The following is a 23,522-nucleotide window of genomic DNA, read 5'->3' as shown; positions in this document are numbered from 1 at the left end:
AAAGGCCAGGAGCCGTTAATGGCTCCTGGCTACCACAGTATGGGCGAGAACTGATTTATTGCTGGGGAGTCGTGACGCCAACCCCCAATCCTGCGCCCAGGCCGCCGAGGGTGCTGCCGACCGTATTCAGAAGGCCGCCCTGAGTCGTGCTGCCGCTGGTGGTGCCGACACCTGCACCCACAGCGACCCCAGTGCCATCGGTGGTGCTGCCCGAGACGACCCCGGCGCCCGCTACCAGTCCGCCGGTTCCCGTCACGCCGCTGATGGTGTTGGTGACGCCGCTGAGCAGGCCGCCGGTGGCGGTCGTGCCGCCCAGGGAGCCGGTGACAGTGCCCACGGTGTTGGTGACGCCGGAGACCACTCCGTCAACGGGGCTGGTGCTGCCAGTCGTGCCGCCCAATGAACCGCTGACAGTGCCCACGGTACTGGTGACGCCACCGATAAGCCCACCGACCGGGTTGCTGCCCGTCGTGCTGCCGCTGACCAGTCCGCCTGCGTCGGTGACTACCTGCCCCGTATTGCTGACGACTCCTCCTACCGGGGCCAGTGTCGGGCTCTGGGTGCTGAGCTGATCGCCGGTCTGGGTCACGGCCGTGCCGACGGTGGTCAGCAGATTGTTCACAGGTGCCGCCAGGCCGGTGGTTGTTCCGATGGTCCTGGTGGTGTTCTCCACCGTGCCCACCACGTTTGCGGTGGTGCCGCTGAGCTGGGTGGTCAACTGGCTCAACGGGCCGGTGGTGACCGCTCCGGTGAGGGAGTCGCCGAGCATGGTGATCTGGCCGCCAACGCCGTCCACCACGCCACCGAGTTGGCCGGTGACGCCGTTGAGCGGGGTGCTGGCCAGCAGCGGGCCGTCGCCGACGGCGGCCACGGTGCCGCCGAGGCTGCTGACTGCCTCGCCGGTGTGGCTGACCAGGTTGGTTGGACCGGCCAGGGTGGTGCCGATGGCGTTGGGATTGTTGGCCAGGTTGCCCAGGCCGTCGGTGATACCGTCGCCGACGTGATCCACGCCTGCGGCAACCTGCTGGATGACGCCGCCGGTACCGTCGGTTACGCCGCTGCCGAGCAAAGGAACGTCGACGTTCTGGACCACGCCGCCCACGGTGCCGAGGGTGCCGCCAACGCTGGATACGACCTGGCCGGTCTCGCTCAGGATATTGCTGGTGGCGGGGTTGGGAGCGGTGGTGCCGCCACCGGTGCCGCCGTCTCCGCCACCGGTGCCTCCAGTGCCACCGCCGGTGCCGCCCGTGCCGCCGCCAGTTCCACCGGTGCCTCCAGTGCCACCGCCGGTGCCGCCCGTGCCGCCGCCAGTTCCACCGGTGCCGCCGGTACCACCGCCCGTGCCACCTGTACCGCCGTCAGTGCCACCGGTACCGCCCGTACCTCCCGTGCCGCCGCCGGTACCACCGTCAGTACCACCAGTACCGCCGTCGCCGCTGCCTCCCGAGCCGCCGTCGCCAGTGCCTGCTCCGCCGTCGCTGCTGCTGCCGGAACTATGATGACCGCCGCCGCCGTGACTGCTGCATCCCTGCAGCGACAGAGCTACGACCAGAAGAGAAAGTGCGAAGACGCGAATCGGGCCTGACATGCGAGTTCCTCCTTGACGGACTAAATCCAGCGCGGCTCGGGCGGTACTTCCGGCGAGTCACTGCGCTGCGCTCGATGTCAGTTGTAGAGATTTGTTTTTGAACGCGTAATTGGAACTTGTATATAGTCGTTTTGTTGGTTGTAAGATTATGATTTTAAAGGGAAAATTTATTGTTATAGCCGCATTTTGAGCGTTCTTAATACCTTGGATATAGCGCTTTTTATGCGAGGCCAAGAGTGAATCGGCGCTCGTTCATTTTCCGCGGAAGCGTCCTTCGCGTTTTTCCTGCATGGCCCTGAAGCCTTCCTGGGCGTCCTCGCTGGACAACAGGCGGCTGGCCAGAGCCGGCAGTTCGCGGGCGGCGGCCAACTCGCCCTCATCCAGGCACTGGCGGGCTGACGCCAGGGTGGCGCGAATACCCAGCGGGGCTTGGGCTGCGACCCGCTGGGCCATCCACAGCGCGCGAGGCATCAGTTCCTCGGGCGCGGTGACTTCCTGCACCAGCCCCAGGCGGCAGGCCTCGTGGGCGTCGAACTGGTCGCCGGTGAGCAGCCAGCGCATGGCATTGCCCCAGCCGGCCACCTGGTGCAGGCGTAGCGTTGCGCCGCCGAAGGGGAAGATGCCGCGCTGCACTTCCAACTGGGCGAAGCGCGCGTTGCTGGCGCAGAGGTTGATGTCTGCCGCCAGCATCAACTCGATGCCGAGGGTGAAGCAGTAGCCCTGGGCCGCGACCATCAGCGGCTTGGTCAGGCGTGGTCCGCCGAAAGTGCCCCAGGGGTCTACCGCGCCGTTGGGCAACTGCCAGCCCGTGCGGAAGGTTTCGCTGACATCGCCAAGGTCGAGTCCGGCGGTGAAGTGATCGCCGTGGGCGAATACCAGGGCACAGCGCAACTGATCGTCACGTTCGTATTCGCCCAGAGCAAGCACCAGCTGGTTGAGCATTTCCATGTCGAATGCATTGCGCTTTTCGACCCGGTTCAGGCCAAGCAGCAGGATATGATCACGGCGTTCACGAGTGATGCGGGGCGCGCTGCTGGGCTTCATCGATGGCATCCGGCGGGGGAGGGCCTGCTCGGTATAGCCGGCCTTGCCGGGCTCGTCCAGGCGCGACCGTTCGCCGGTCCTTGTCCGAAAAGACGCACATGACGGAGGATTTTCCGGTATGATGCGCGCCGGCCAAGCTAAGGCCCCGTTTTGGATCTCGCATTTTTCGGTGCTTTCACGCTCTGTCGTGCGTCCGCTGTGCGGACTTCCTTGACGTATTCTTCCAATCTTCATTTCGCAAATCCCCGCTTCCAGCTGCCTGGGTGACTTCATTGTCGTACAGGGCATGCGCAGCTCGGCTATTGGGTCTTTGCGGATGTACTTAGAGGCAAAACCCATGACCCAGGAAACCGCCGGCTTCGCCGCGCTCGGTATTCACCCCAGTATTCTCGCTGCCATCGCCGCTGTCGGTTATGAAGAGCCGTCGCCGATCCAGGCCCAGTCGATCCCGGTGATCCTCGAAGGCCACGACATGATCGGCCAGGCCCAGACCGGCACCGGCAAGACCGCGGCCTTCGCGCTGCCGCTGCTGTCGAAGATCGACCCGGCGCGCCGCGTTCCGCAGGTACTGGTACTGGTTCCGACCCGCGAGCTGGCCCTGCAGGTCGCTACCGCGTGCGAAACCTACTCCAAGCAGATGCCGGGCGTCGGCGTCGTTGCCGTGTACGGCGGCGCGCCCATGGGCCCGCAGCTGAAAGCTCTGCGCCAGGGCGCCCAGGTCCTGGTGGCCACTCCGGGCCGCCTGTGCGACCACCTGCGCCGCGACGAGAACCTGCTCTCCACCGTCGAGCGCCTGGTCCTCGACGAAGCGGACGAAATGCTCAAGCTCGGCTTCATGGACGACCTCGAAGTGATCTTCGAAGCCATGCCGGCCAGCCGCCAGACCGTGCTGTTCTCCGCGACCCTGCCGGCCTCGATCCGCAGCATCGCCGAACGCCACCTGAAAGAGCCCAAGCACGTCCGTATCGCCGCCAAGACTCAGACCGTCGCCCGCATCGAGCAGGTGCACCTGATGGTCCACGCCGACCAGAAGCCGGCTTCGATCCTGCGTCTGCTGGAAGTCGAGCAGTTCGACGCGCTGATCGGCTTCGTCCGCACCAAGCAGGCCACCCTGGACATCGCCGAGCTGCTCGAGCGCCAGGGCTACCGCGCCGCCGCGCTGAACGGCGACATGCCGCAGGCCCAGCGTGAGCGCGTGATCGAGTCTCTGAAGGACGGCTCGCTGGACATCGTCATCGCCACCGACGTCGCCGCCCGCGGCCTCGACGTGGCGCGCATCACCCACGTACTGAACGTGGACATGCCCTACGATCCGGAATCCTACGTGCACCGCATCGGCCGTACCGGCCGTGCCGGCCGTGAAGGTCGCGCCCTGCTGCTGGTGACTCCGCGCGAGCGCCGCATGTTGCAGGTGATCGAGCGTGTGACCGGGCAGAAGGTCGGCGAAGTTCGTCTGCCGGACGCCGACACCGTCCTCGAAGCGCGCCTGAACCGCCTGGCCACCGGCCTGCAACCGCTGCTGGCCAACGCCGTTGCCAGCCGTGGTGCGGTGCGTGACGAGCTGTGCCGTCGCCTGGGTACCGACATGGACACCCTGGCAGCCGTGCTGCTCGCCAAACTGACCGAAGGCAAGGCGCTGGACCTGGAATCGGTCCGCCGCGAACAGCCGCTGACCCCGGCCGCCCCGCGCGAGCGCAGCGATCGTTACGAGCGCGGTGAGCGTGGCGATCGCCCCGAGCGCGGCGACCGTCCGGAGCGCAGCGGCGAGCGTCGCCCGATGGCTCCGCCGTCGGAAGGCAAGTCCCGCTGCCGTACCGCCCTGGGTGCCCGCGACGGCGTGCAGGCGAAGAACCTGCTGGGTGCCATCCTCAACGAGGGCGGCCTGTCCCGCGAGGCCATCGGCCGCATCCAGATCCGCGAGACCTTCAGCCTGATCGAGCTGCCGGAAGAGAACCTCGACCGTCTGCTGACCAAGCTCAAGGACACCCGCGTCGCCGGCAAGGCCCTGCGCCTGCGCCGTTACCGCGAAGACTGATTCTTCGGTCATTCGCGCATGAAAAAGCCCCGCCTTGGCGGGGCTTTTTCGTTTCCGGCATCACGACCAAAATTGCCGAAGGGAGGCGTTGCAGGTTTGCCCTTGTAGGAGCGAGCTTGCTCGCGAACCGCACAACACAAGTGTTGCCGGGAGAGCGTTCGCGAGCAAGCTCGCTCCTACGAAAAGCGGTCCCTTAGCCGAAGCGGTAGATATCCATCCCCAGCGCGCCAAGGGTGAAGCCGGCGTGCTCCACCGTCATCGGCGTGCCACCGGCGGCGCGGGCGAAGTACAACGGCAGCAGGTGTTCGTCACTGGGATGATTGCGCACGGCCCAGGGCGCCTGTCGACGGTAGTCGAACAGTGCGGCATCGTCGTTGGCGGCCAGGCGTTCGGCCATCCAGTCGCGGAAGGCCTTGGCCCAGGGCTCGATGACGTCCGGTCCGGCGCGCCAGTCCAGTTCGCCCAGGTTGTGGGTGATGCTGCCCGAACCGATCAGCAGGATGCCTTCCTCGCGCAGGGCTTGCAGTGCCTTGCCGACGCGGTCCTGCATCTGCGGGCCGAGGCGGCTGGGAAGCGACAGCTGCACCACCGGAATGTCCGCCTTCGGGTACATCAGGCTCAATGGCACCCAGGTGCCGTGGTCCAGCGGGCGTTCGGCGTCGAGGATGGCGGGCAGGCCGTCCTTCGCCAGCAGCTCGACGACGCGTGCGGCCAGCTCCGGCGAGCCGGGCGCAGGGTATTGCACGGCGTAGAGTTCCGCCGGGAAACCGTAGAAGTCGTGCCAAGTCGCCGGCTGAGTGGCGGCGGTGACGCGCAGGTCCGGGGTTTCCCAGTGGGCGGAAACCACCAGGATCGCCTTTGGCCTGGACAGTTCGTGGGCCAGGCGCTTGAGCGGTGCGTCGCTGGCGCCGGGGTCCAGGGCCAGCATGGGGGAACCGTGGGAGATGAACAGGGTAGGGAGCATGGTGAACCTCGCTACATGAATAGCCCTATGTTCACGCGGGTACAGATCGAAAACCAGTATGGGTTTTCGACCGGAATGATCGACTGCGAAGATGCGTTGAGGCTGGGCTTCCAGTGGAATGGAGAAATGCCAACTGAGTTACAGATCTGTTGGAAGGCCTGGTGCTGCGCGTTTTAAAGGGATGTCTGTCAGCCAATGCGATAGAGTTTGTGGAAATTTCCGAATCAGATGTCGTGTTCAGTCGCATAACGGCCCGAACCGGTACGAATGAAGGGCATCGTTTCGGAGGGAGAGAGTGCGATAAGCGCAGTGCCGAGCGGTGCTGGTGGCTTTCTCGCAGCGTGCAGTGTTTGAACGGGTGCTTCATGCGACATGAATTCTGGCAGGCGCGCTGGGCGCGCAATGAGATCGGCTTCCACCAGCAGAAGGTGAATCCTGGCCTGGACCGCCAATGGGCGACTCTGGGCGTTCCCGTGGACTCGCAGGTGCTGGTGCCGATGTGCGGCAAGAGCCTGGACATGCTCTGGCTGGCGCAATGGGGCTACCGCGTGCTGGGCGTCGAGCTGGCCGAGCGCGCGGTTGTCGACTTCTTCGCCGAACTGGGCGTGGAGCCCGAGATCACCGAGGAGGGACCACTGCGCCGTTACCGTTTCGAGCGGCTGGAGATCCTTCAGGGCGACATCTTCGCCGTGACCGCTGGGCAGGTGGCCGGCTGCTGTGCCCTGTATGACCGCGCGGCGCTGATCGCGCTGCCGGAGGACATGCGCGTCGACTATGTGGCTCATCTGCAACGCATCCTGCCGCACCAGGTGCGCGGCCTGCTGATCACTCTGGAGTACCCGCAGGCGGAGATGGACGGGCCGCCGTTCGCAGTGCTGGGCGATGAGGTGCGTCGACATTTCGCCGGGGCCTGGCAGGTCGAGGAGCTGGAGCGCGTCGACGTGCTGGCCGAGAGTCCCAAGTTCCTCAAGAGCGGCGTCAGCCAACTGGATGAGGTGGTGTTCGCGCTGCGCCGTGGCTGATGGTCGGGCATGAAAAAGGGCGACCCGAGGGTCGCCCTTTTTTCGTTTCGTATCGAGCCTCAGCGGGCCGCGGCGCGCAGGGCTTCGATGCGGTCTTCCAGCGGCGGGTGGCTCATGAACAGGCCGGCGAGGCCGTGCTTGAGGTTGCCGTTGATGCCGAAGGCCTGCAGCGAGTCGGGCATCTGCACCGGCACGCCCTGTTCGGCGCGCAGGCGCTGTAGGGCAGCGATCATCGCACCACTGCTGGCCAGGCGGGCGCCGGCTTCGTCGGCGCGGTATTCGCGTTTGCGCGAGAACCACATGACGATGATGCTGGCGAGGATGCCCAGGACCAGTTCGGCGAAGATGGTCGCGACGAAGTAGCCGATGCCCGGGCCGTCTTCGTTCTTCAGGATGGCCTTGTCGACGAAGTTGCCGAAGATGCGCGCGAAGAACATCACGAAGGTGTTCACCACGCCCTGGATCAGCGCCAGGGTGACCATGTCGCCATTGGCCACGTGGCCGATCTCGTGGGCCAGCACGGCTTTGACTTCTTCAGGCGAGAAGCGCTCCAGCAGCCCCTGGCTGACCGCGACCAGCGCGTCGTTGCGGTTCCAGCCGGTGGCGAAGGCGTTGGCTTCGTAGGCGGGGAAGATGCCCACTTCCGGCATCTTGATACCGGCTTCGCGGGACAGTTCTTCCACGGTCTGCAGCAGCCACTGCTCGTGACGGGTGCGCGGCTGGCTGATGATCTCGGTGCCGGTGCTCATCTTCGCCATCCACTTGGAGATGAACAGCGAAACCAGGGAGCCGGCGAAGCCGAAGACGGCACAGAAAATCAGAAGGCTACCGTAATTCTGGCCGGTGAATCGGTCCACGCCGAGCAGTTTCAGGGTGATGCTGGCGATCACCAGAACTGCCAGGTTGGTGGCCAGGAACAACAGGATGCGCATCATGGCGTAAAGCTTCTCCTCACGGCTGGATTAGGGGAAAACCGCTTGGGAGCGCGGCTTTCCGGATCGCCGGGCACAGCAGGGCCCGGGATCGCTGAATAGTATGCGGGGTATATACGGTTGCCCCCGAGGTGATTCAACTCGGGGACTATTTCAAACTGTGTCGCCTGGGCGACCGAGATCACTCTCGAAGAGTAGACGGGTCAAGCGTGCGATGCGGTCACTGTGACGGCTGGCGAGGGCCTCGCGCAGCTGGTTGGCCAGCGAGGCCTGGTCGCGGCGCACGCTGGGCGGCAGGTTCTCGTCGCTGCGCACCGCGTGGGGGACGATGCGGGTCAGGCGCAGGAAGGCCTTTTCGCTGAGCACGGCCTGGTCCAGCGCTTCGTAACGAATGGTTGCGTCGAAGCGCAGGTAACCTTCCTCGGCCAGCCACAGCAGCGCGCCTAGGCAACTCTGGTGGCGAGTGCTGGGCAGGCCGAACTCGTCAGGCTCTTCCCGGCCGATCAGGTCCTCGACGTAGAGGGCGATCTTGCGCGGGAAGGCCTGGTAGAGCATCAGCAGGCCGGCTGCGGTGTCCTTGTAGAAGTCGTCGATCTGCAGGTCCATTTATGCGCTGGGATTCACTGGCGATGATTTATTGGCGATAGCTTTTCAGGAAGTTGCCGATGCGGCCGATGGCCTGTTCCAGGTCGTCGACACGAGGCAGGGTAACCACCCGGAAGTGATCCGGCCAGGGCCAGTTGAAGGCGGTGCCCTGAACGATGAGCAGCTTCTCGGAAAGCAGCAGGTCGAGGACGAATTTCTCGTCGTTGTGGATCGGGCAGACCTTCGGGTCGATGCGCGGGAAGGCGTAGAGCGCGCCCATGGGCTTCACGCAGCTGACGCCGGGGATGTCGTTGAGCAGTTCCCAGGCCCGGTTGCGCTGCTCCAGCAGACGCCCGCCGGGTAGCACCAGGTCGTTGATGCTCTGGTAGCCGCCCAGCGCGGTCTGGATCGCGTGCTGGCTCGGCACGTTGGCGCACAGGCGCATGTTGGCCAGGATATCCAGGCCTTCGATGTAGCTCTGCGCCTTGTGCTTGGGACCGGAAATGGCGATCCAGCCGGAGCGGAAGCCGGCCACGCGGTAGGACTTGGACAGGCCGTTGAAGGTCAGGCAGAGCACGTCCGGCGCCAGCGAGGCGGTGGAAATGTGCTGGGCCTCGTCGTAGAGGATCTTGTCGTAGATCTCGTCGGAGAAGATCACCAGGTTGTGCTGGCGCGCCAGTTCGACGATATCCAGCAGCACCTCGCGGGAATACACCGCGCCGGTGGGATTGTTCGGGTTGATCAGCACCAGGGCCTTGGTGTTGCTGGTGATCTTGGCCTTCATGTCGGCGATGTCGGGGAACCAGCCGGCCTGCTCGTCGCACAGGTAGTGCACCGGCTTGCCGCCGGCCAGGGCGACCGAGGCGGTCCACAGCGGGTAGTCGGGCGCGGGGATCAGCACCTCGTCACCGTTGTTGAGCAGCGCCTGCAGGGCCATCACGATGAGCTCGGAGACGCCATTGCCCAGGTAGATGTCCTCGATGCCGACGCCTTCCACCTGCTTCTGCTGGTAGTACTGCATCACCGCCTTGCGCGCGCTGAACAGGCCCTTGGAGTCGCTGTAGCCCTGGGCGGTGGGCAGGTTGCGGATCACGTCCTGGAGGATTTCGTCCGGTGCCTCGAAACCGAACGGCGCCGGGTTGCCGATGTTCAGCTTGAGGATGCGGTGGCCTTCCTCTTCCAGGCGTTTGGCGTGCTTGAGCACGGGCCCGCGAATGTCGTAGCAGACGTTGGCGAGCTTGTTCGATTTGGTGACCTGCATGATCTGGGATTCCGAAATAGTCCGCGGCCAGCAACTTGGCAGGCTGTAACGCGGGTGACAGACTGGCGTCAAATGAGCGGTTCGGAAGTGCTTTTCCCTGGTGTCGACCCTGAAAATCGACAGGAAAACAGTGAATTTCTCGAAAAAGTAGAGTTTTTAAGGCTTTTCTATCGCGAGAATGTCTCTGTGCGGCAGATTCTGAACCTGACGTTAACCACGCGCATCATACGTGCGGCCCGATTCCCGGAAAAGGAGGCATCGGGCATTTTTTCCATTAATGGAGGCAGATCGATGGAAAAGCTGGAAAAGCCCCTGGATTCCTGGCGCGAAGAACTCACCGACGAGCAGTTCCACATCTGCCGGCTGGGCGGCACCGAGCGCGCCTTCACCGGCGAATACCACGACACCAAGACGCCCGGCATCTACCACTGCGTGTGCTGCGGCACCGCCCTGTTCGACTCCGACGCCAAGTACGATTCGGGCAGTGGCTGGCCGAGCTACTTCCAGCCGGTGAACGGCGAGGTGGTGAAGGAGCTGGAAGACTTCAGCCATGGCATGCACCGCATCGAAGTGCGCTGCGGCAAGTGCGACGCGCACCTGGGCCATGTCTTCCCCGACGGCCCGCGGCCGACCGGGCTGCGCTACTGCATCAATTCGGCGTCGTTGAAGCTGGTGCCGAAAGAATGACCCAAGGCCCGCCATCCGGCGGGCCTTTTCTTTTTTGGGCTCTTCGTAGGAGCGAGCTTGCTCGCGAACCTGCCCAGCACCATTGCCGCCAGAAAGGCCGTTCGCGAGCAAGCTCGCTCCTACAAGTGGCACCGGTGCGGATCTGATAGCAGGGCATTCACTGGATGATTCGTGATCAATTGAATTGCATACAATTCAATTGATCACTACTCTTCGATTTCCCACTTCCCGCCGGAGCCACAGTCGATGAGCGACACACTGCTGAACATTCCCGTGACCACCATCAAGGGCGAACAGAAGACCCTCGCCGATTTCGGCGGCAAGGCGCTGCTGGTGGTGAACACCGCCAGCCAGTGTGGCTTCACCCCGCAGTACAAGGGCCTGGAGACCCTGTGGCGGCAGTACAAGGACAAGGGCCTGGTGGTGCTCGGCTTCCCCTGCAACCAGTTCGGCAAGCAGGAGCCGGGCAACGAAGGGGAGATCACCCAGTTCTGCGAGCTGAACTTCGGCGTCAGCTTCCCACTGTTCAAGAAGATCGACGTCAACGGCGCCGACGCCCACCCGCTCTACGTGCAACTGAAGAAGCGCGCGCCGGGGCTGCTGGGCAGCCAGGGCATCAAGTGGAACTTCACCAAGTTCCTGATCGGCAAGGACGGCAAGGTGGTGAAGCGCTTCGCCCCGACCACCAAGCCCGAGCAATTGTCCGCCGAGATCGAAGCGCTGCTGTGATGAAAGACGCTGTATCCCTGCCGGCGGAGCTGCAGCTGGACAACCAGTTGTGTTTCCGCCTGTACGCGGTGTCCCGCGCGGTGATCCGCGGCTACCGGCCGATGCTCGACGCCCTCGGCCTGACCTACCCGCAGTACCTGGCCATGCTGGTGCTCTGGGAATGGCAGGCCGAGCCGCCGGAGCAGCCGTCGGTGAAGGCGCTGGGCGAGCGGCTGATGCTCGACTCCGGCACCCTGACGCCGTTGCTCAAGCGCCTGGAGCAACTGGGCCTGGTCGAGCGACGCCGGGCCCGGCATGACGAACGGGAAGTGCATCTCGGGCTGACCCCGTCGGGCACCGCGCTGCGCGACAAGGTGCTGCCGCTGCGCGAGGACCTGCTGTGCCGCAGCGGCCTGGACCTGAGCGTCACCGACGGCCTGCGCGGGCAACTGGATTCGCTGCTGGCGCAGCTGATGAGGCTGGAAGGCTGAACTCAGCCGCGCGGGCGGTGATTCACCCAGCGCTCCAGGATCGCCGCCAGTTCGTCGCGGTGGAAGGGCTTGGCCAGGTAATCGTCCATGCCGGCGGCGCGGCAGTGCTCGCGCTCGTCCGGCAGGACGTTGGCGGTCAGGGCGATGACCGGCAGGCTCGGCCAGCGTCCGCTTTCGCGAATCGCCTGGGTGGCCTGGTAGCCATCCATCACGGGCATGTTGCAGTCCATCAGCACCAGGTCGAAGGTGCCATCGCCCAGTTGTGCCAGTGCCTCTTCACCGTTGGTGGCGACGGCCACGATGCAGCCGAGTTTCTGCAGCAAGCCCTTGGCCACCAACTGGTTGACCGGGTTGTCCTCCACCAGCAGCACCCGCGCCGAGAACCGCTCCACCTGCGCTGTGCCGGTGTCTGAGGGCGCCGGTAGCGGCTGATGCTCGAACGCCTGTTTGAGTGCCTGGTACAGCACGTCCCGTGACAACGGCCGGGCCAGCTGGCGCAGGGGCGCCAGGCTCTGGGCCAGCGGCTGTTCGAGGAAGTTGCCGTAGGCGGTGACCAGCAGGACAGGCTTGGCCACATGCCGGCGCAGGGTGATCAGGCAATCCGGGCAATCCGAGAGCAGTGCGTCCAGCGTCATGCCGGCCAGGCTCGCATCGATGTCCAGGCGCTGGTACTCGACATTCCAGTGCGGCAGCCAGTGTTCCAGCAACGTTGCCAGGCCGCTGCTGGCGGCGCATTGCACGATCAGCCGGCCATTCAGCGGGGGTTGCGGCTGGGCCGGCTCCAGTGCGGGCAGCGGCAGGGTGGCGATGAATTCGCTGCCGAATCCGGGCTCGGACTTCACCACCAGTTCGCCCTTCATCGCTTCGCACAGCTTGCGCGTCAGTGCCAGGCCAAGGCCGGTGCCGCCGTACTGGCGGGCGATGCCGGCGTCTGCCTGGGTGAAGGGCTGGAAGATTTTCTGCAGGGCTTCGGGGGCGATGCCGATGCCGGTGTCGCGCACGCTGATGCGCACGCCATGGCCTTGGGGCTCGACACGGACGTCGACGCGCCCCAGGCGGGTGAATTTCAGGGCGTTGGACAGCAGGTTGCTCACCACCTGGCGCACCCGTGTCGGGTCCCCGGAGAGCTGAGCCGGCAACTGCGGGCTGATCAGGCAGGTGAGTTCCACCGCGGGCGCGGCGTTCTGCGACAGCAGGCTGGCGGTGTCCTCCACCAGGGTGCCCAGGTCGAAGGGGATCTGCTCCAGTTCCAGCTGGCCGGCCTCGAACTTGGACAGGTCGAGCACGTCGTTGAGCAGCTCCAGCAGCACCTTGCCCGAGTCGTGGGCGATGGACAGCTGCTGACGTTGCTCGGTGGTCAGCGGGCCGTCGAGGGCCAGGCCGAGCATCCCCAGCAGGCCATTGAGCGGAGTGCGGATCTCGTGGCTCATGTTGGCCAGGAAGCTGCCGCGCGCCTGGGCCATGGCCAGCGCGGTCTGCCGGGCCTGTTCCAGCTCCTGGTTGGACAGGGTGAGGCGCGCGTTCGCGGCCTTCAGCTCGGCGGTGCGCGCCGCGACGATGCTTTCCAGTTCTTCCAGGTACTGGGTCAGCCGGTCCTCGGCCTCGCGCCGCTGCTCCATTTCCACCGAGATGCGATTGAGCTGGCGGTTGGTGACCTCCACCAGCACGCCGATCTCGTCGCGCTCATGGCCACGCGGATAGGGCAGACGCAGGCGCGAGGGGGAGCGCGGGTCGTGACGGCTGAGGGCGTCGATCAGGCTCACCAGTGGCTTGGTCAGCAGCCCATAGAACAGCACCAGCAGGATCAGCGACAGCAGCAGGCTGCGGATGAAGCCGGAGATGAAGGTCATGCCGGCCCGGCGCAGGAAATCGTTGCCGAATACGAAGGTGTCGATCTCCAGGCGCAGCACGCCGAGGGATTCGGTTGGCGCGTGATCGACGAACAGCGGCTCTTCGTAGCTGCGCTGCTCGCCGAAGAGAAAGTCGCTCAGGCCACGCAGGTGGCTCTGCGCGAGTGGCCGGTTGGCGCTGGCCAGGGGCGTGCCGGCGTTGTCGATGATCTCGGCGCGGATTACCGCCGGCGAGCGCAGCAGGCCGACCACCAGTTCCTGGGCCAGTTCGGCGTCGATGTTATACGCGATGCGGGCGGCGGGGTTGTGGCTGACGTCCAGCAGGGCGCGCACTTCGCGGTTGATGGAGGCGTCCTGGCTGGCATAATCGACGCCAACCTGGATGAGGCTGAGCAGCGTCCCCAGCAGGAAGGCTACCAGTACGGTGAGGCTGGCCTGCTTGAACGAGAGGCGATGGGTAAGCGCAATATCCATGGAGTGCGGAGCATCGCCTCGCGAAAGCTTTTCTGCGGCGTAGCATAGCCCATCGGAACCGCCTGTCGGCATAGCCCGCGGCCGAACCTCACATGATCCGTGGAGACCTGCATGGATTCCCGTCTGAATGATTTTCTCGCGCGCGCCGAGTCGGTGCTGACGCGTCTGGAACCTTTGCTGCCGGCATTGCGCGCGCCCGTGGACTGGCAGCGCAGCCTGGCCGCGCGCTGGCACCGCGACGGACGCAGTGGTTACCTGCAGCCGCTGGAGGTCAGCCTCGACCTGCGCCTGGACGATCTGCTGGGCGTCGACACGCAGCGCGACCAGCTGGCGCGCAACACCCGCCAGTTCGTCGCCGGCAAGCCGGCCAACCATGCCTTGCTGTGGGGGGCCCGGGGTACCGGCAAGTCCTCGCTGGTGCGCGCGCTGCTGGCCGAACTGGCCGGCGACGGGCTGCGCCTGATCGAGATCGAACGTGACCACCTGGCTGACCTGCCGCGAGTGGTCGAACAACTGCATGGTCTGCCGCAGCGCTTCGTGCTGTTCTGCGACGACCTCTCGTTCGATGCCGGCGAGGGCGACTACCGCGTGCTCAAGAGCGTACTCGACGGCTCCCTGGAGCAGGCGCCGGACAATGTGCTGCTGTACGCCACCTCCAATCGCCGCCATCTGGTCTCGGAAAAACAGAGTGACAACGAGAACTGGCAGATGGTCGACGGCGAACTGCATCCCAACGAAGCGGTGGAGGACAAAATCGCCCTGTCCGACCGCTTCGGCCTGTGGCTCTCTTTCTATCCCTTTACCCAGGAACACTTCCTCGGCGTGGTCCGTCACTGGATCGAGGCGCTGGCGCGCAAATCCGGTCTGACCCGCTGGAGCTGGGACGAAGCGCTGGAGAAAGAGGCCATCCGCTGGGCGCTCGGACGCGGCAATCGCAATGGCCGCTGCGCCTACCAATTCGCCCGCTACTGGGTGGGCCGCCAACTGCTGGAAGGAGATACCCCATGATCGATCTGCAACAGGCCGGTGCCGGCCTGGATGGCTATGAACTGCTGGCCGCTCAGGCGGAGTCGCTGTTCGCCGACGAGCACGACTTCATTGCCAATGCCGCACAGTTCTCGGCATTCCTGTTCAATGAACTGCCGGACCTGAACTGGGCCGGCTTCTACCTCAATCGCAACGAGGAGCTGGTACTCGGCCCGTTCCAGGGCAAGGTTGCCTGTGTGCGCATTCCCTTCAGCAAGGGCGTGTGCGGCGCGGCGGCGCGTACCCGCGAGACCCAGCGGGTCGAGGATGTGCATGCCTTCCCCGGGCACATCGCCTGCGACAGTGCCTCCAACAGCGAGCTGGTGGTGCCGCTGGTGAAGGACGGCCGCCTGATCGGCGTGCTGGACCTGGACAGCCCCAGCGTCGGCCGCTTCAGTGAAGTCGACCAGGTCGGCATCGAGCGTCTGGTGGCGATCTTCCTGCGCCTGACCGACTGCTGATTCGTGGTCCAAGGAAAAAGCCCCGCAATTGCGGGGCTTTTTCATGAGCTTTCGCAGCAGCGGACTCTGTCGCGATGCACCTCTACCGGCCTGCCGGCCTGATCGCGGATGAATCCGTTCCTACAGGAGCCCATCACCTGCTCATCTGGCAGGCCGATCAGCGCTTGGCCAGAATCTTGGCAATGATCTGCTGCTCGCCCTGAAGGATCGCGGCCAGGGTAGGGCGGCCGGCGATGCGCTGGAAGTGCGTGGCCAGGGCCGGCCAGCGCTGGCTGTCCAGCTCCTCTCCGCCGTGGCGCATGTTCACCAGCTGGCTGGCGATGGCGATGTCGGCGAGGCTGAAACGGTTGTCGACGAAGAAATCGTTCGCGCCCAGGCACTTCTCCAGGTAGTCGAAATGCTCCGGCAGCTTCTCCTGCATCGCACCCTTGACCGCCGCTTCGTCGCAGAGCTTGCCCATCAGCGGTTTGAGCAGGCGGTTGCGGAACACGGTGAAGGTGGCGAGCGGCGCGACTTCGTAGTCGGCGTACTTTTCCAGCCAGAGGATACGTGCCTTGGCCTGCGGAGTCTCGCCGCACAGCGGGGCGCGCTGCGGGTCGCGGTCTTCCAGGTAATGGCAGATGACGCTGGAGTCGGCGAGGGTGAAGTCGCCGTCGCGGATCGCCGGGACGCGGCGCAGCGGATTGAGCTCGCGGTACCAGTCGGGCTGGTTGAACGGATTGACGTTCTCCAGCTGGTAGTCCAGGCCTTTCTCGGCACAGAACAGGCGGACCTTGCGGACGAAGGGGGAGAGCGGGGCGCCGAAGACTACGAGACTCATGGAGGGCTCCTGGGGCGTAGGTGGCCGGGTATGCAGGTTCGACGCATCAATCGTCGTAAAGGTTCTTCTTCTTCCACAGATCGTCGTCGTCGAGGGCCTTGAGGCCATCGTTCAACGCGCTGTCGTCGTCGACGGCGGGCTGGGCGTTCTCCAGCACCATTGCGTTGGCGCGGGCCAACTGGTTCTCCAGCTGTTGCAGTTGCGCCTGGTAGCGGCCGACGTCCTGCTGCTTGCGCAGATACTGGACGCCGCGCTCGAAGGCCAGCCGTGCCTGGCCCGGTTGACCCTGTTGCAGGGCCTGTTGGCCGAGGTTGCCGAAGAACTCGATATGCAGAAGGGCGAGCAGGTGGCGGATTTCCTTCACCCACTGCTGGGCATCGTTACGCGCCAGCAGGCCGTCCTGGGCGCTGCGGGTAATCTGCGCGTGCAGGGCTTCGAAGAGGAAACGGACATCCTTGGCCCTGGCTTCGGTGAGGATGGCCTGCGGCGCATTGCGCACGGCAATCGACTCACCCTGGGCGATGAGCGGTCGCAGTTCGGCGATGCGCTCCTTTATCTGGGTATTCTGCTTGTCCACCGCCAGCAGGCGTTCGCCCAGGCTCAGCTCCATACGGCTGAGCAGCAGCTTCAGCGCCGGGGACATGAACTGGCCGGGCATGGACTCGGAGATATCGGCGCAGCGCCGGGAGCGGTCGAGGAGGTCGGCTTTCTGCCGGGCCTGTTCCAGCTTGCGGTTCTCGACCAGATGGTTGATGTAGCCGATGGCAATCAGCAGGGCGATGCCGACGAGGACCAGGACGGTAATGACGAGTGGCGACACCTGGAAAGCTCCCGAGGGTTTTTCCGCGAGTGTAATGTCTTAGTGCTAGCGCTGATAGCGGCTGCTCGCTTTTTACCCAGAAGTCTTTGATTTAAAAAAATTTTCTTCTGAGGGTTGACGACCCCTCAAAGGGTCCATAGAATGCGCGCCACTTCGACGCGAAACGCGGAAACGCAAAGCGAAGAAGTCGGAAAGATGTTGTAAGTTCCGGGCCGCGTCCCCTTCGTCTAGTGGCCTAGGACACCGCCCTTTCACGGCGGTAACAGGGGTTCGAGTCCCCTAGGGGACGCCATTGCGGGAATAGCTCAGTTGGTAGAGCACGACCTTGCCAAGGTCGGGGTCGCGAGTTCGAGTCTCGTTTCCCGCTCCAAATTCTCGATTATCGCCAGACGGCGGTAACCGAAAGATGAAATGGCGTTACCCTTCGGCGAAAGCTGAAGGTTGCAAAAAGTTGATGCGGGAATAGCTCAGTTGGTAGAGCACGACCTTGCCAAGGTCGGGGTCGCGAGTTCGAGTCTCGTTTCCCGCTCCAAAATCGAAACACCGCCCTTATGGGGCGGTGTTTTCGTTTGTGCGTCCGAAAAATAGTTCGCGATTCCCCATGAAAAGCCCGCCTCACGCGGGCTTTTTCGTTACCGCCCGTCGCCTGAACTGCAGCGCTCCTGCTGTCATTCGAGCGCATCCGTGATGCCGGGATGTTCGCGTGATCCATGGCAAATGGCCATTTGCCGTACGGAGTCGTCCGGCGTGATCTAAGCTCCACAAACACTGGCCTCTCGAGCAGAGGTTTGCATGCGAAGTCCCCCCGAAGAAAATCTCAAGAGCGCGTTGAAAGCCTGTCGCGAGAGCTTCCTTTCCGTTGGATTTTTCAGCCTGTTCATCAACGCGCTGATGCTCGTTCCCACCTTCTATATGCTCCAGGTGTACGGGCGGGTGATCACCAGTGGCAGCCTGACGACCCTGGCCATGCTGACGCTGATCATGACCGTGCTGGTGATTACGCTGGGCTCCCTGGAATGGGTTCGCTCGCGCATCATGGTCCGGGTCAGTACCCGGCTGGACGTGCTGCTCAGCCGCCAGGTCTACAAGGCCAGTTTCAGGCGGGCCCTGGACAGCGGCGGGATGGATGCCTCGGCGCAGTCGCTCAATGATCTGACGGGCCTGCGGCAGTTCCTCACCGGCAGTGGCCTGTTCGCCTTCTTCGATGCTCCCTGGTTGCCGATCTATATCGCGGTGATGTTCCTGTTCCACCCCTGGTTCGGCTGGGTGGCGACGGGCAGCGCCCTGTTGCTGCTGGTGCTCGCCTACGTCAATGAAAAGCTGACGGCCCCGGCGCTGGCCCAGGCCAACAAGGAGCACATCGGCGCGACGCTCCATACCACCAAGAACCTGCGCAACGCTGAAGTCATCGAGTCCATGGGCATGCTGGAAACCCTGATGGATCGTTGGGGACAGCGGCAGCGAAACGTCCTGCTGCTGCAATCCCTGGCGAGCGACAAGGGCGCCATGGTCAGTACGCTTTCCCGGACCTTCCGACTCCTCGTGCAATCCCTGGTGCTGGGGCTGGGCGCGTACCTGGCGGTGGATCATCAGGTGGGGGCGGGCATGGTGTTCGCCGGGGCCGTGCTGCTGGGGCGCGCCCTGGCCCCCATCGATCTGTTGATCGGCAGTTGGAAGGGCTTCATCTCGGCCCGTTCGCAGTACAGCCGCCTGAACGGTGTGCTCGAAAAGCTGCAGGCGCAACCCGAGCGGATGCCGCTGCCGGCGCCGCAGGGGCATGTGCAGGTCGAGAATCTGGTTGTTGCCGCGCCGGGCTCGAAGACCCCGATCATCAAGAACGTCAGTTTCAGCGTGCCCGCCGGCTGCGTGGTGGGCGTCATCGGCCCCAGTGCCGCCGGCAAGTCGACCCTGGTCAGGGCGCTCATGGGCGTATGGGCGCCGCAGCATGGGGTGGTCCGGCTCGATGGCGCGGACATCAGCGCCTGGGACAAACACGCGCTCGGTCCACATATCGGCTACCTGCCCCAGGACATCGAGCTGTTCGAAGGCAGCGTTGGCGAGAACATCGCCCGCTTCACCGACGTCGATTCGGAGAAGGTCATCCAGGCGGCCAGGATGGCGGGGGTTCACGAAATGATCCTGCTGCTGCCCGATGGCTACGACACCGTCATCGGCAGCGAGGGCGTCATGCTCTCGGGAGGGCAGCGCCAGCGCATCGGACTCGCCCGGGCCCTGTATGGCAACCCGCGACTGATCGTGCTCGACGAGCCCAACTCCAATCTCGACGATGTCGGTGACCGCGCCCTGGCGTCGGCCATCCAGCAGCTCAAGCAGACCGGCGCGACCCTGTTCGTCATTACCCACCGTACCAACATCGTCTCGCAACTCGACCGGCTCATGCTGATGAACGATGGAATCATCACGCTCTACGGGGCGCGCGAGCAGGTACTGGCCGAGCTCAACGCAAAGCAGCTGCAGGTTCAACAGCAAGCGCAGCAGCAAGCCCAGCAGCAGGCGCAGCAACAGGTCCAGCAGGTCCATCAGCGCGTCATGCCCGCGGGCGCCAGCATTGCTCCGGTTGATACCGGCAAGGACGACCACGATGCCCAGTCGTCAAATTGAAAGCTTCGCCGACCTGCCGACATCGGATCGCAAGATCCGCCGCCTGGGCCTTGCCATCGTCGGAGTGACCTTCGGCCTGTTCGGCACCTGGGCGGCCTTCGCGCCGCTGGATGGGGCCGTTTACGCGCCGGGGGTGGTCACCGTGCAGACCTACCGCAAGACGGTCCAGCACCTCGAGGGCGGCATCGTCAAGGAAGTGCTGGTGCACGACGGTGACATCGTCAAACGGGATGATCCGCTGATCGTGCTCGATGATGCCCAGCTGCGCTTCGAATACGAGATGACCCGCAGCCAGCTGATCGCGGCCAAGGCCATGGAGGCCAGGCTCAAGGCCGAGCGCGATTCGCTGCCGGCCATCGATTTCGGCGAGATCGCCGATCTCGCCAGTACCCGGGGCGAGGAGGCGCGCCAGAGCGAGACCCAGGTATTCAACGCCCGGCAGGGGTCGCGGCAGGGGCAGATAGCGGTATTGCGCGAGCGCATCGGCCAGTTGAACCAGCAGATCGGCGGGCTGGAGGCGGTGATCGACGCCAAGCTCCAGCTGGAGAAATCCTACAGTGGCGAAATCGCCGAACTGTCCGACCTGCTCAAGCAGGGGTTCGTCGACAAGCAGAGGCTGGTCGAGCAGGAACGCAAGCTGGGGATGCTCAAGTCCGAGGTGGCGGATCACCGCGCCACGATCAATCGCGCGCGCCTGCAGATCAACGAAACGCAGTTGCAGATTCTGCAGGTCGACAAGGACTTCAATTCCGAGGTCGCCAAGCAGTTGGCCGAGGTCCAGACCAAGATCTACGACCTGCGGGAGAAAACCTCGTCCCTGGAGGACCGGCTCAGCCGTATCGTCATCCGCGCCCCCGAGTCGGGCATGGTGATCGGCATGACGGTGCATACCGTAGGCGGCGTGGTGCATCCGGGGACGCCGCTGCTGGACATCGTTCCATCGATTTCCGAGCTGATCATCGAGGCCCAGGTGCCGCCGGTGGATATCGACCGCATCGCCATCGGCAAGCGCGCCGATATCCGTTTCAGCGCCTTCAACGCCGCGACCACGCCGGTGATCGAAGGGGAGGTCGCCAGCGTCTCGGCGGACCGCCTGGTCAATGAAAAGAGCGGGACACCCTACTACCTGGCGCGGGTCCGGGTAACCGAACACGGCGTGCGCACCTTGGGTGAGCGCAAGCTGGTGCCGGGGATGCCGGCGGACGTGCTGATCATCACGGGGCAGCGCACGTTGCTGCAGTACCTGATGCAGCCGGCCCGCAACGCCCTGGCTCAATCGATGATCGAGGAATGACCATGGACAGGTCGGCAGTTCTGTTGGCGGGGGCATTCATGCTGGCGGCAGGTGGCGTCCTGGCGCAAACCACTGCGGCAACCGCGAGCGGGGTGAGTGCCTCGGGGCTTTCCACCGACCTGATGCAGTTGTACCGCGAGGCGCGGCTGGAGGACCCGAAGGTGCTGGCCTCCTTCGCCCAGGCCAAGGCGGGGCATGAGCACGAGCGCGAAGCCATGGGCGCGCTGTTGCCGCAGGTGTCGCTGAACGCCGGGGTGAACCAGATTCGCCAGGAAAACGACATTATCCAGGACAGCTACGACGCCGAAACCTACAGCCTGGTGCTGCGCCAGTACCTCTACAACAAGGCCGCGTGGGAGAACTACAAGAAGTTCAAGAGCCTCGCCAAGCAGACCGAATCCGAAGCCCTGGATGCCCAGGCGGAGGCCACCGTGGAGTTGGCGAGGCGTTATTTCACCGCCCTGGCGGCCGAGGATGAGCTGGAGCTGGTGAAGGCGGAGCGCCGAACCACGCAGGAAAGCCTGGACCGGGTCACTGCGTTGTACGAAAAGCAGCTGGCGCTGGTGACCGATCAGCTCGATCTCAAGGCCCGCGTGGACCTGCTCGCGGCGCAGGAACTGGAGGCCAGCAACCAGGCCACCATCAGCCGCGAGTCGCTGGCGGAAATCGTCGGCCGGCCCGTCAAAGAAAGGCTCAGCCGGGTCCGCGATGACGTGCACATGCAGGTGTCGGCGCAGAGCCTGGAAACCTGGGTCCGCGAGGGGATAGCGCAAAACCCGGCGCTCAAGGCCAGCGAGAGCGGCGTCGAAGCCGCGGAAGCAGCGCTGCGCAGTGGCAAGGGCGGGCACTACCCGACCGTGAGCCTCAACCTGAGTGCGCAACAGACCAACGAGGGCTACAACAATGCCCTGGCGCCGCGCACGGACAGTTATGTTGCCGGTGTGGGGGTTCAGGTGCCGATCTACAGCGGTGGGTCGACCTCGGCGCGGGTTCGCGGCTTGTATCAGGATCAGGTGGTCGCCGAGGAGCAACGGGAAGAGATTCGGCGCCGGGTAGTCAAGGAGATCACCAGCGCCTACCTGACCGCCAACTCGAATGGCGAGAAGATCGAGGCGAGCCGCCTGGCGCTGTCTTCGGCGCAGTTGTCCCGGGTGGCGGCGGAGAAGGGGCTGACCTACGGCATGGTCAATGCCGTCGACGTACTGGCTGCGGTACGCAACGAATTCCGCGCGCGGCGTGACCTGCTCAAGACGCAATACGAGTTCCTCAGCAATGTGTTCACCCTCAATCGCTGGGCGGGAAGAGCTCCGGTCGAAAGCGTCGAAAGCGTGAATGGCTGGCTGAGTCCCAGCCGCTCCGTCCAGGACATCATGCGTCCCTGATGGCGTCAGCACGGGCCGCCTGCACGACGGGCCCGCCATTTCCCCCGCATCACGATCAAGTGGAGACTGGCGCTGCTACCTGCGCTATGACGGCTTTCCGGGGGGGAGGCGTGCCCGGTGATTGGCCGGCATCGCCGGTGTTTCACGGCTGTAAATAGCAGGTCTTGACGACAATTTGACGTATTTATCACTTTCTAATTTTTCGCATGCCTTTCGTCGGTTAATTGACGTGCTGGTCCGCGCGATAATGAGCCGCCCGTTCACTTGATGAGCTTTCAAGCCATTGGAATTGCGGGATTATTTTCTGCGTCCGAGAGGTTTGCTCCGTCTGGCCGCGGGCAGTACGGGGCGACGGCTGACGAACTGGTTGGCCTAGACTCTGTTGACCGGTCGAGGGACAACAACATCCTGGGCCTGCGGTAGCCGTTCCATTTCTGTTGCCTCGACGGAGCTCTCTTCCCTCTGGATACGTCCGTGCCCCTTTGCCGGTGGGCCGGGCGGATGTGCCCCCCAGAGCCACTCAATCCCTTGCTGTCCACACCCGAGCGAGCGCCGGCAAGGCGTGTCGGCCCTCGCACCTGCCCGCCAATCGCGGTGGGCGGGTGGACGAATCGCTGATTCAGAAAGGTTCGCGGGTGGAGGCCATGATATTCAGGAGGTCAGAAAGAAAATGCCTGACCAGAAGAAAGCCATACGCGTGATGCTGATCGATTGTCGTCCGCTCGTCCTCATGGGCCTTCAAGATCTGATCAATGCCAAAAGGCCCCGGATGGAAGTCGGCGGCCAGGCCAGCACCTATGCCTACGCACTGGATCTGGCCGACCAGTTGCGTCCCGATGTCGTCTTTTTCAGTTTCTTTCCGGATGCGCTGAGCCCGCTGGAGGTTGTCGCGGAGCTTGCCCGCCGCGCCGAAATGAAACTGCTGGTACTCAAGGGACTGTATGAATCGGTCCCCGTCGCCCAGGCGATAGAGGCGGGCGCACGCGGCGTGGTGCTGGCGGAAGACCCCACGGAGTCGATCGTCCAGGCCATCATCAACGTCCACCATCGCGACATCGGGTTGGACAGGGCCTGGGCCGGCGGGCTTTCGAACTATGCCGCTAACGGGCACGTGCACCTGAAATGCAATCCTGAGCAGCCGAAACAGGCACGGCTGACGGTCCGCGAAAGGGAGCTGATTCGCGCCATCGTGGAGGACCCGTCCGCCAAGTACATGAGCATCGCCGAGCACCTGGGCATCAGCGAGCACACCGTGCACAACCACCTCAGCAGCATTTATCAGAAGCTGAATCTGATCAATCGCATGGACCTGCTGATGTATGCGTTGAAGCACGGGCTCACCGGTGGCGAAGAGTCACCCGAGTCCACCTGGGTGGAACTGGATCGCGGTTCGCGGCAGGACGCCCAGCTCCTTCGAGGGGCCTAGGACGCTTCCCTGTCGCCGGTCACTGTTGTT

20 protein-coding genes, 3 tRNA genes and 1 pseudogene are annotated in these 23,522 nt (G+C 64.3%); 15 read left to right on the top strand and 9 right to left on the bottom strand.

Features of this window, described 5'->3' with window-relative positions; all coding sequences use genetic code 11:
• Positions 1 to 55 precede the first annotated feature (55 nt).
• Positions 56 to 1,093, bottom strand: a complete 1,038-nt coding sequence (locus ACAW63_RS23085; RefSeq protein WP_371234765.1) for a collagen-like triple helix repeat-containing protein — start codon at positions 1,091 to 1,093, stop codon at positions 56 to 58.
• On the opposite strand from ACAW63_RS23085, the gene ACAW63_RS23080 reads away from it, so the two are divergent.
• Positions 1,001 to 1,585 carry a hypothetical protein gene (locus ACAW63_RS23080; protein WP_371234830.1) on the top strand — a complete coding sequence of 195 codons (585 nt, stop codon included), beginning with the start codon at positions 1,001 to 1,003 and terminating at the stop codon, positions 1,583 to 1,585. The two genes, ACAW63_RS23085 and ACAW63_RS23080, sit on opposite strands and share 93 nt — an antisense overlap.
• Before the next feature lie 255 nt (positions 1,586 to 1,840).
• Here ACAW63_RS23080 and ACAW63_RS23075 read toward each other — a convergent pair whose 3' ends face one another.
• On the bottom strand, positions 1,841 to 2,632 hold the full coding sequence (locus ACAW63_RS23075) for a crotonase/enoyl-CoA hydratase family protein (RefSeq protein ID WP_371229229.1): 792 nt from the start codon (positions 2,630 to 2,632) through the stop codon (positions 1,841 to 1,843).
• Between the two features lie 302 nt (positions 2,633 to 2,934).
• Here ACAW63_RS23075 and ACAW63_RS23070 point away from each other — a divergent pair.
• Positions 2,935 to 4,667, top strand: a pseudogene (locus ACAW63_RS23070) (DEAD/DEAH box helicase).
• Positions 4,668 to 4,860: 193 nt separating this feature from the next.
• Here the strand turns inward: ACAW63_RS23070 and ACAW63_RS23065 are convergent.
• Positions 4,861 to 5,631 (bottom strand): class III extradiol ring-cleavage dioxygenase, encoded by a 771-nt coding sequence (locus tag ACAW63_RS23065; RefSeq protein ID WP_371229226.1) that lies wholly within the window; start codon positions 5,629 to 5,631, stop codon positions 4,861 to 4,863.
• 365 nt (positions 5,632 to 5,996) lie between these two features.
• Here ACAW63_RS23065 and ACAW63_RS23060 point away from each other — a divergent pair, with 365 nt between their 5' ends.
• Positions 5,997 to 6,653 (top strand): thiopurine S-methyltransferase, encoded by a 657-nt coding sequence (locus tag ACAW63_RS23060; RefSeq protein WP_371229223.1) that lies wholly within the window; start codon positions 5,997 to 5,999, stop codon positions 6,651 to 6,653.
• A gap of 59 nt (positions 6,654 to 6,712) precedes the next feature.
• Here the strand turns inward: ACAW63_RS23060 and htpX are convergent, their stop codons facing one another.
• The 3 genes from htpX to ACAW63_RS23045 all read right to left on the bottom strand — a co-directional run bounded on the left by htpX (position 6,713) and on the right by ACAW63_RS23045 (position 9,431).
• A complete protein-coding gene (gene htpX / locus ACAW63_RS23055) occupies positions 6,713 to 7,588 on the bottom strand; it encodes a protease HtpX (protein ID WP_275611107.1) in 876 nt (291 codons plus the stop codon).
• Positions 7,589 to 7,738: 150 nt separating this feature from the next.
• Positions 7,739 to 8,191: a hypothetical protein gene (locus ACAW63_RS23050; RefSeq protein WP_371229220.1), complete on the bottom strand. Its 453-nt coding sequence runs from the start codon at positions 8,189 to 8,191 to the stop codon at positions 7,739 to 7,741.
• A gap of 28 nt (positions 8,192 to 8,219) precedes the next feature.
• Complete coding sequence (locus ACAW63_RS23045) at positions 8,220 to 9,431, bottom strand: pyridoxal phosphate-dependent aminotransferase (RefSeq protein WP_275611109.1); 1,212 nt, start codon at positions 9,429 to 9,431, stop codon at positions 8,220 to 8,222.
• 291 nt (positions 9,432 to 9,722) lie between these two features.
• Here ACAW63_RS23045 and msrB point away from each other — a divergent pair, with 291 nt between their 5' ends.
• The 3 genes from msrB to ACAW63_RS23030 all read left to right on the top strand — a co-directional run bounded on the left by msrB (position 9,723) and on the right by ACAW63_RS23030 (position 11,317).
• Positions 9,723 to 10,118 (top strand): peptide-methionine (R)-S-oxide reductase MsrB, encoded by a 396-nt coding sequence (gene msrB, locus ACAW63_RS23040; protein WP_371229217.1) that lies wholly within the window; start codon positions 9,723 to 9,725, stop codon positions 10,116 to 10,118.
• A 246-nt stretch (positions 10,119 to 10,364) separates the two neighbouring features.
• Entirely contained in the window at positions 10,365 to 10,847 is a 483-nt protein-coding gene (locus tag ACAW63_RS23035; RefSeq protein ID WP_371229214.1) for a glutathione peroxidase, read from the top strand.
• The gene (locus ACAW63_RS23030) at positions 10,847 to 11,317 is read left to right on the top strand and encodes a MarR family winged helix-turn-helix transcriptional regulator (RefSeq protein ID WP_371229211.1); all 471 of its coding nucleotides are present in this window, start codon (positions 10,847 to 10,849) and stop codon (positions 11,315 to 11,317) included. Before ACAW63_RS23035 ends, ACAW63_RS23030 begins: the two co-directional genes overlap by 1 nt.
• Positions 11,318 to 11,319: 2 nt before the next feature.
• On the opposite strand, the gene ACAW63_RS23025 is transcribed toward ACAW63_RS23030, so the two are convergent.
• On the bottom strand, positions 11,320 to 13,641 hold the full coding sequence (locus tag ACAW63_RS23025; protein ID WP_371229208.1) for an ATP-binding protein: 2,322 nt from the start codon (positions 13,639 to 13,641) through the stop codon (positions 11,320 to 11,322).
• A gap of 111 nt (positions 13,642 to 13,752) precedes the next feature.
• Here ACAW63_RS23025 and ACAW63_RS23020 point away from each other — a divergent pair, with 111 nt between their 5' ends.
• Together ACAW63_RS23020 and ACAW63_RS23015 are read left to right on the top strand one after the other, a co-directional pair.
• Entirely contained in the window at positions 13,753 to 14,649 is an 897-nt protein-coding gene (locus ACAW63_RS23020; protein WP_371229205.1) for an ATP-binding protein, read from the top strand.
• Positions 14,646 to 15,128 carry a GAF domain-containing protein gene (locus ACAW63_RS23015; RefSeq protein ID WP_371229202.1) on the top strand — a complete coding sequence of 161 codons (483 nt, stop codon included), beginning with the start codon at positions 14,646 to 14,648 and terminating at the stop codon, positions 15,126 to 15,128. Before ACAW63_RS23020 ends, ACAW63_RS23015 begins: the two co-directional genes overlap by 4 nt.
• A gap of 157 nt (positions 15,129 to 15,285) precedes the next feature.
• Here ACAW63_RS23015 and ACAW63_RS23010 read toward each other — a convergent pair whose 3' ends face one another.
• Together ACAW63_RS23010 and ACAW63_RS23005 are read right to left on the bottom strand one after the other, a co-directional pair.
• Complete coding sequence (locus ACAW63_RS23010) at positions 15,286 to 15,948, bottom strand: glutathione S-transferase family protein (RefSeq protein ID WP_371229199.1); 663 nt, start codon at positions 15,946 to 15,948, stop codon at positions 15,286 to 15,288.
• 46 nt (positions 15,949 to 15,994) lie between these two features.
• Complete coding sequence (locus ACAW63_RS23005; RefSeq protein ID WP_371229196.1) at positions 15,995 to 16,768, bottom strand: hypothetical protein; 774 nt, start codon at positions 16,766 to 16,768, stop codon at positions 15,995 to 15,997.
• Between the two features lie 216 nt (positions 16,769 to 16,984).
• Here ACAW63_RS23005 and ACAW63_RS23000 point away from each other — a divergent pair.
• The 7 genes from ACAW63_RS23000 (at position 16,985) to ACAW63_RS22970 (ending at position 23,492) form a co-directional block, all read left to right on the top strand.
• Positions 16,985 to 17,060 (top strand) — tRNA-Glu (locus ACAW63_RS23000).
• 2 nt (positions 17,061 to 17,062) lie between these two features.
• Positions 17,063 to 17,138, top strand: a tRNA-Gly gene (locus tag ACAW63_RS22995).
• An 86-nt stretch (positions 17,139 to 17,224) separates the two neighbouring features.
• Positions 17,225 to 17,300 (top strand) — tRNA-Gly (locus tag ACAW63_RS22990).
• 260 nt (positions 17,301 to 17,560) lie between these two features.
• The gene (locus tag ACAW63_RS22985; RefSeq protein WP_371229193.1) at positions 17,561 to 19,390 is read left to right on the top strand and encodes a type I secretion system permease/ATPase; all 1,830 of its coding nucleotides are present in this window, start codon (positions 17,561 to 17,563) and stop codon (positions 19,388 to 19,390) included.
• The gene (locus ACAW63_RS22980; RefSeq protein WP_371229190.1) at positions 19,371 to 20,684 is read left to right on the top strand and encodes an HlyD family type I secretion periplasmic adaptor subunit; all 1,314 of its coding nucleotides are present in this window, start codon (positions 19,371 to 19,373) and stop codon (positions 20,682 to 20,684) included. Before ACAW63_RS22985 ends, ACAW63_RS22980 begins: the two co-directional genes overlap by 20 nt.
• 2 nt (positions 20,685 to 20,686) lie before the next feature.
• Positions 20,687 to 22,066 carry a TolC family outer membrane protein gene (locus ACAW63_RS22975; protein WP_371229187.1) on the top strand — a complete coding sequence of 460 codons (1,380 nt, stop codon included), beginning with the start codon at positions 20,687 to 20,689 and terminating at the stop codon, positions 22,064 to 22,066.
• Positions 22,067 to 22,736: 670 nt separating this feature from the next.
• Positions 22,737 to 23,492, top strand: coding sequence for a LuxR C-terminal-related transcriptional regulator (locus tag ACAW63_RS22970; protein WP_371229184.1), 756 nt, complete (start codon positions 22,737 to 22,739; stop codon positions 23,490 to 23,492).
• Positions 23,493 to 23,522 lie beyond the last annotated feature (30 nt).

The sequence above is a fragment of the Pseudomonas sp. QE6 genome (assembly GCF_041379005.1).
GTDB lineage: Bacteria > Pseudomonadota > Gammaproteobacteria > Pseudomonadales > Pseudomonadaceae > Pseudomonas.
This window is presented reverse-complemented; position numbering and strand designations above follow the sequence as displayed.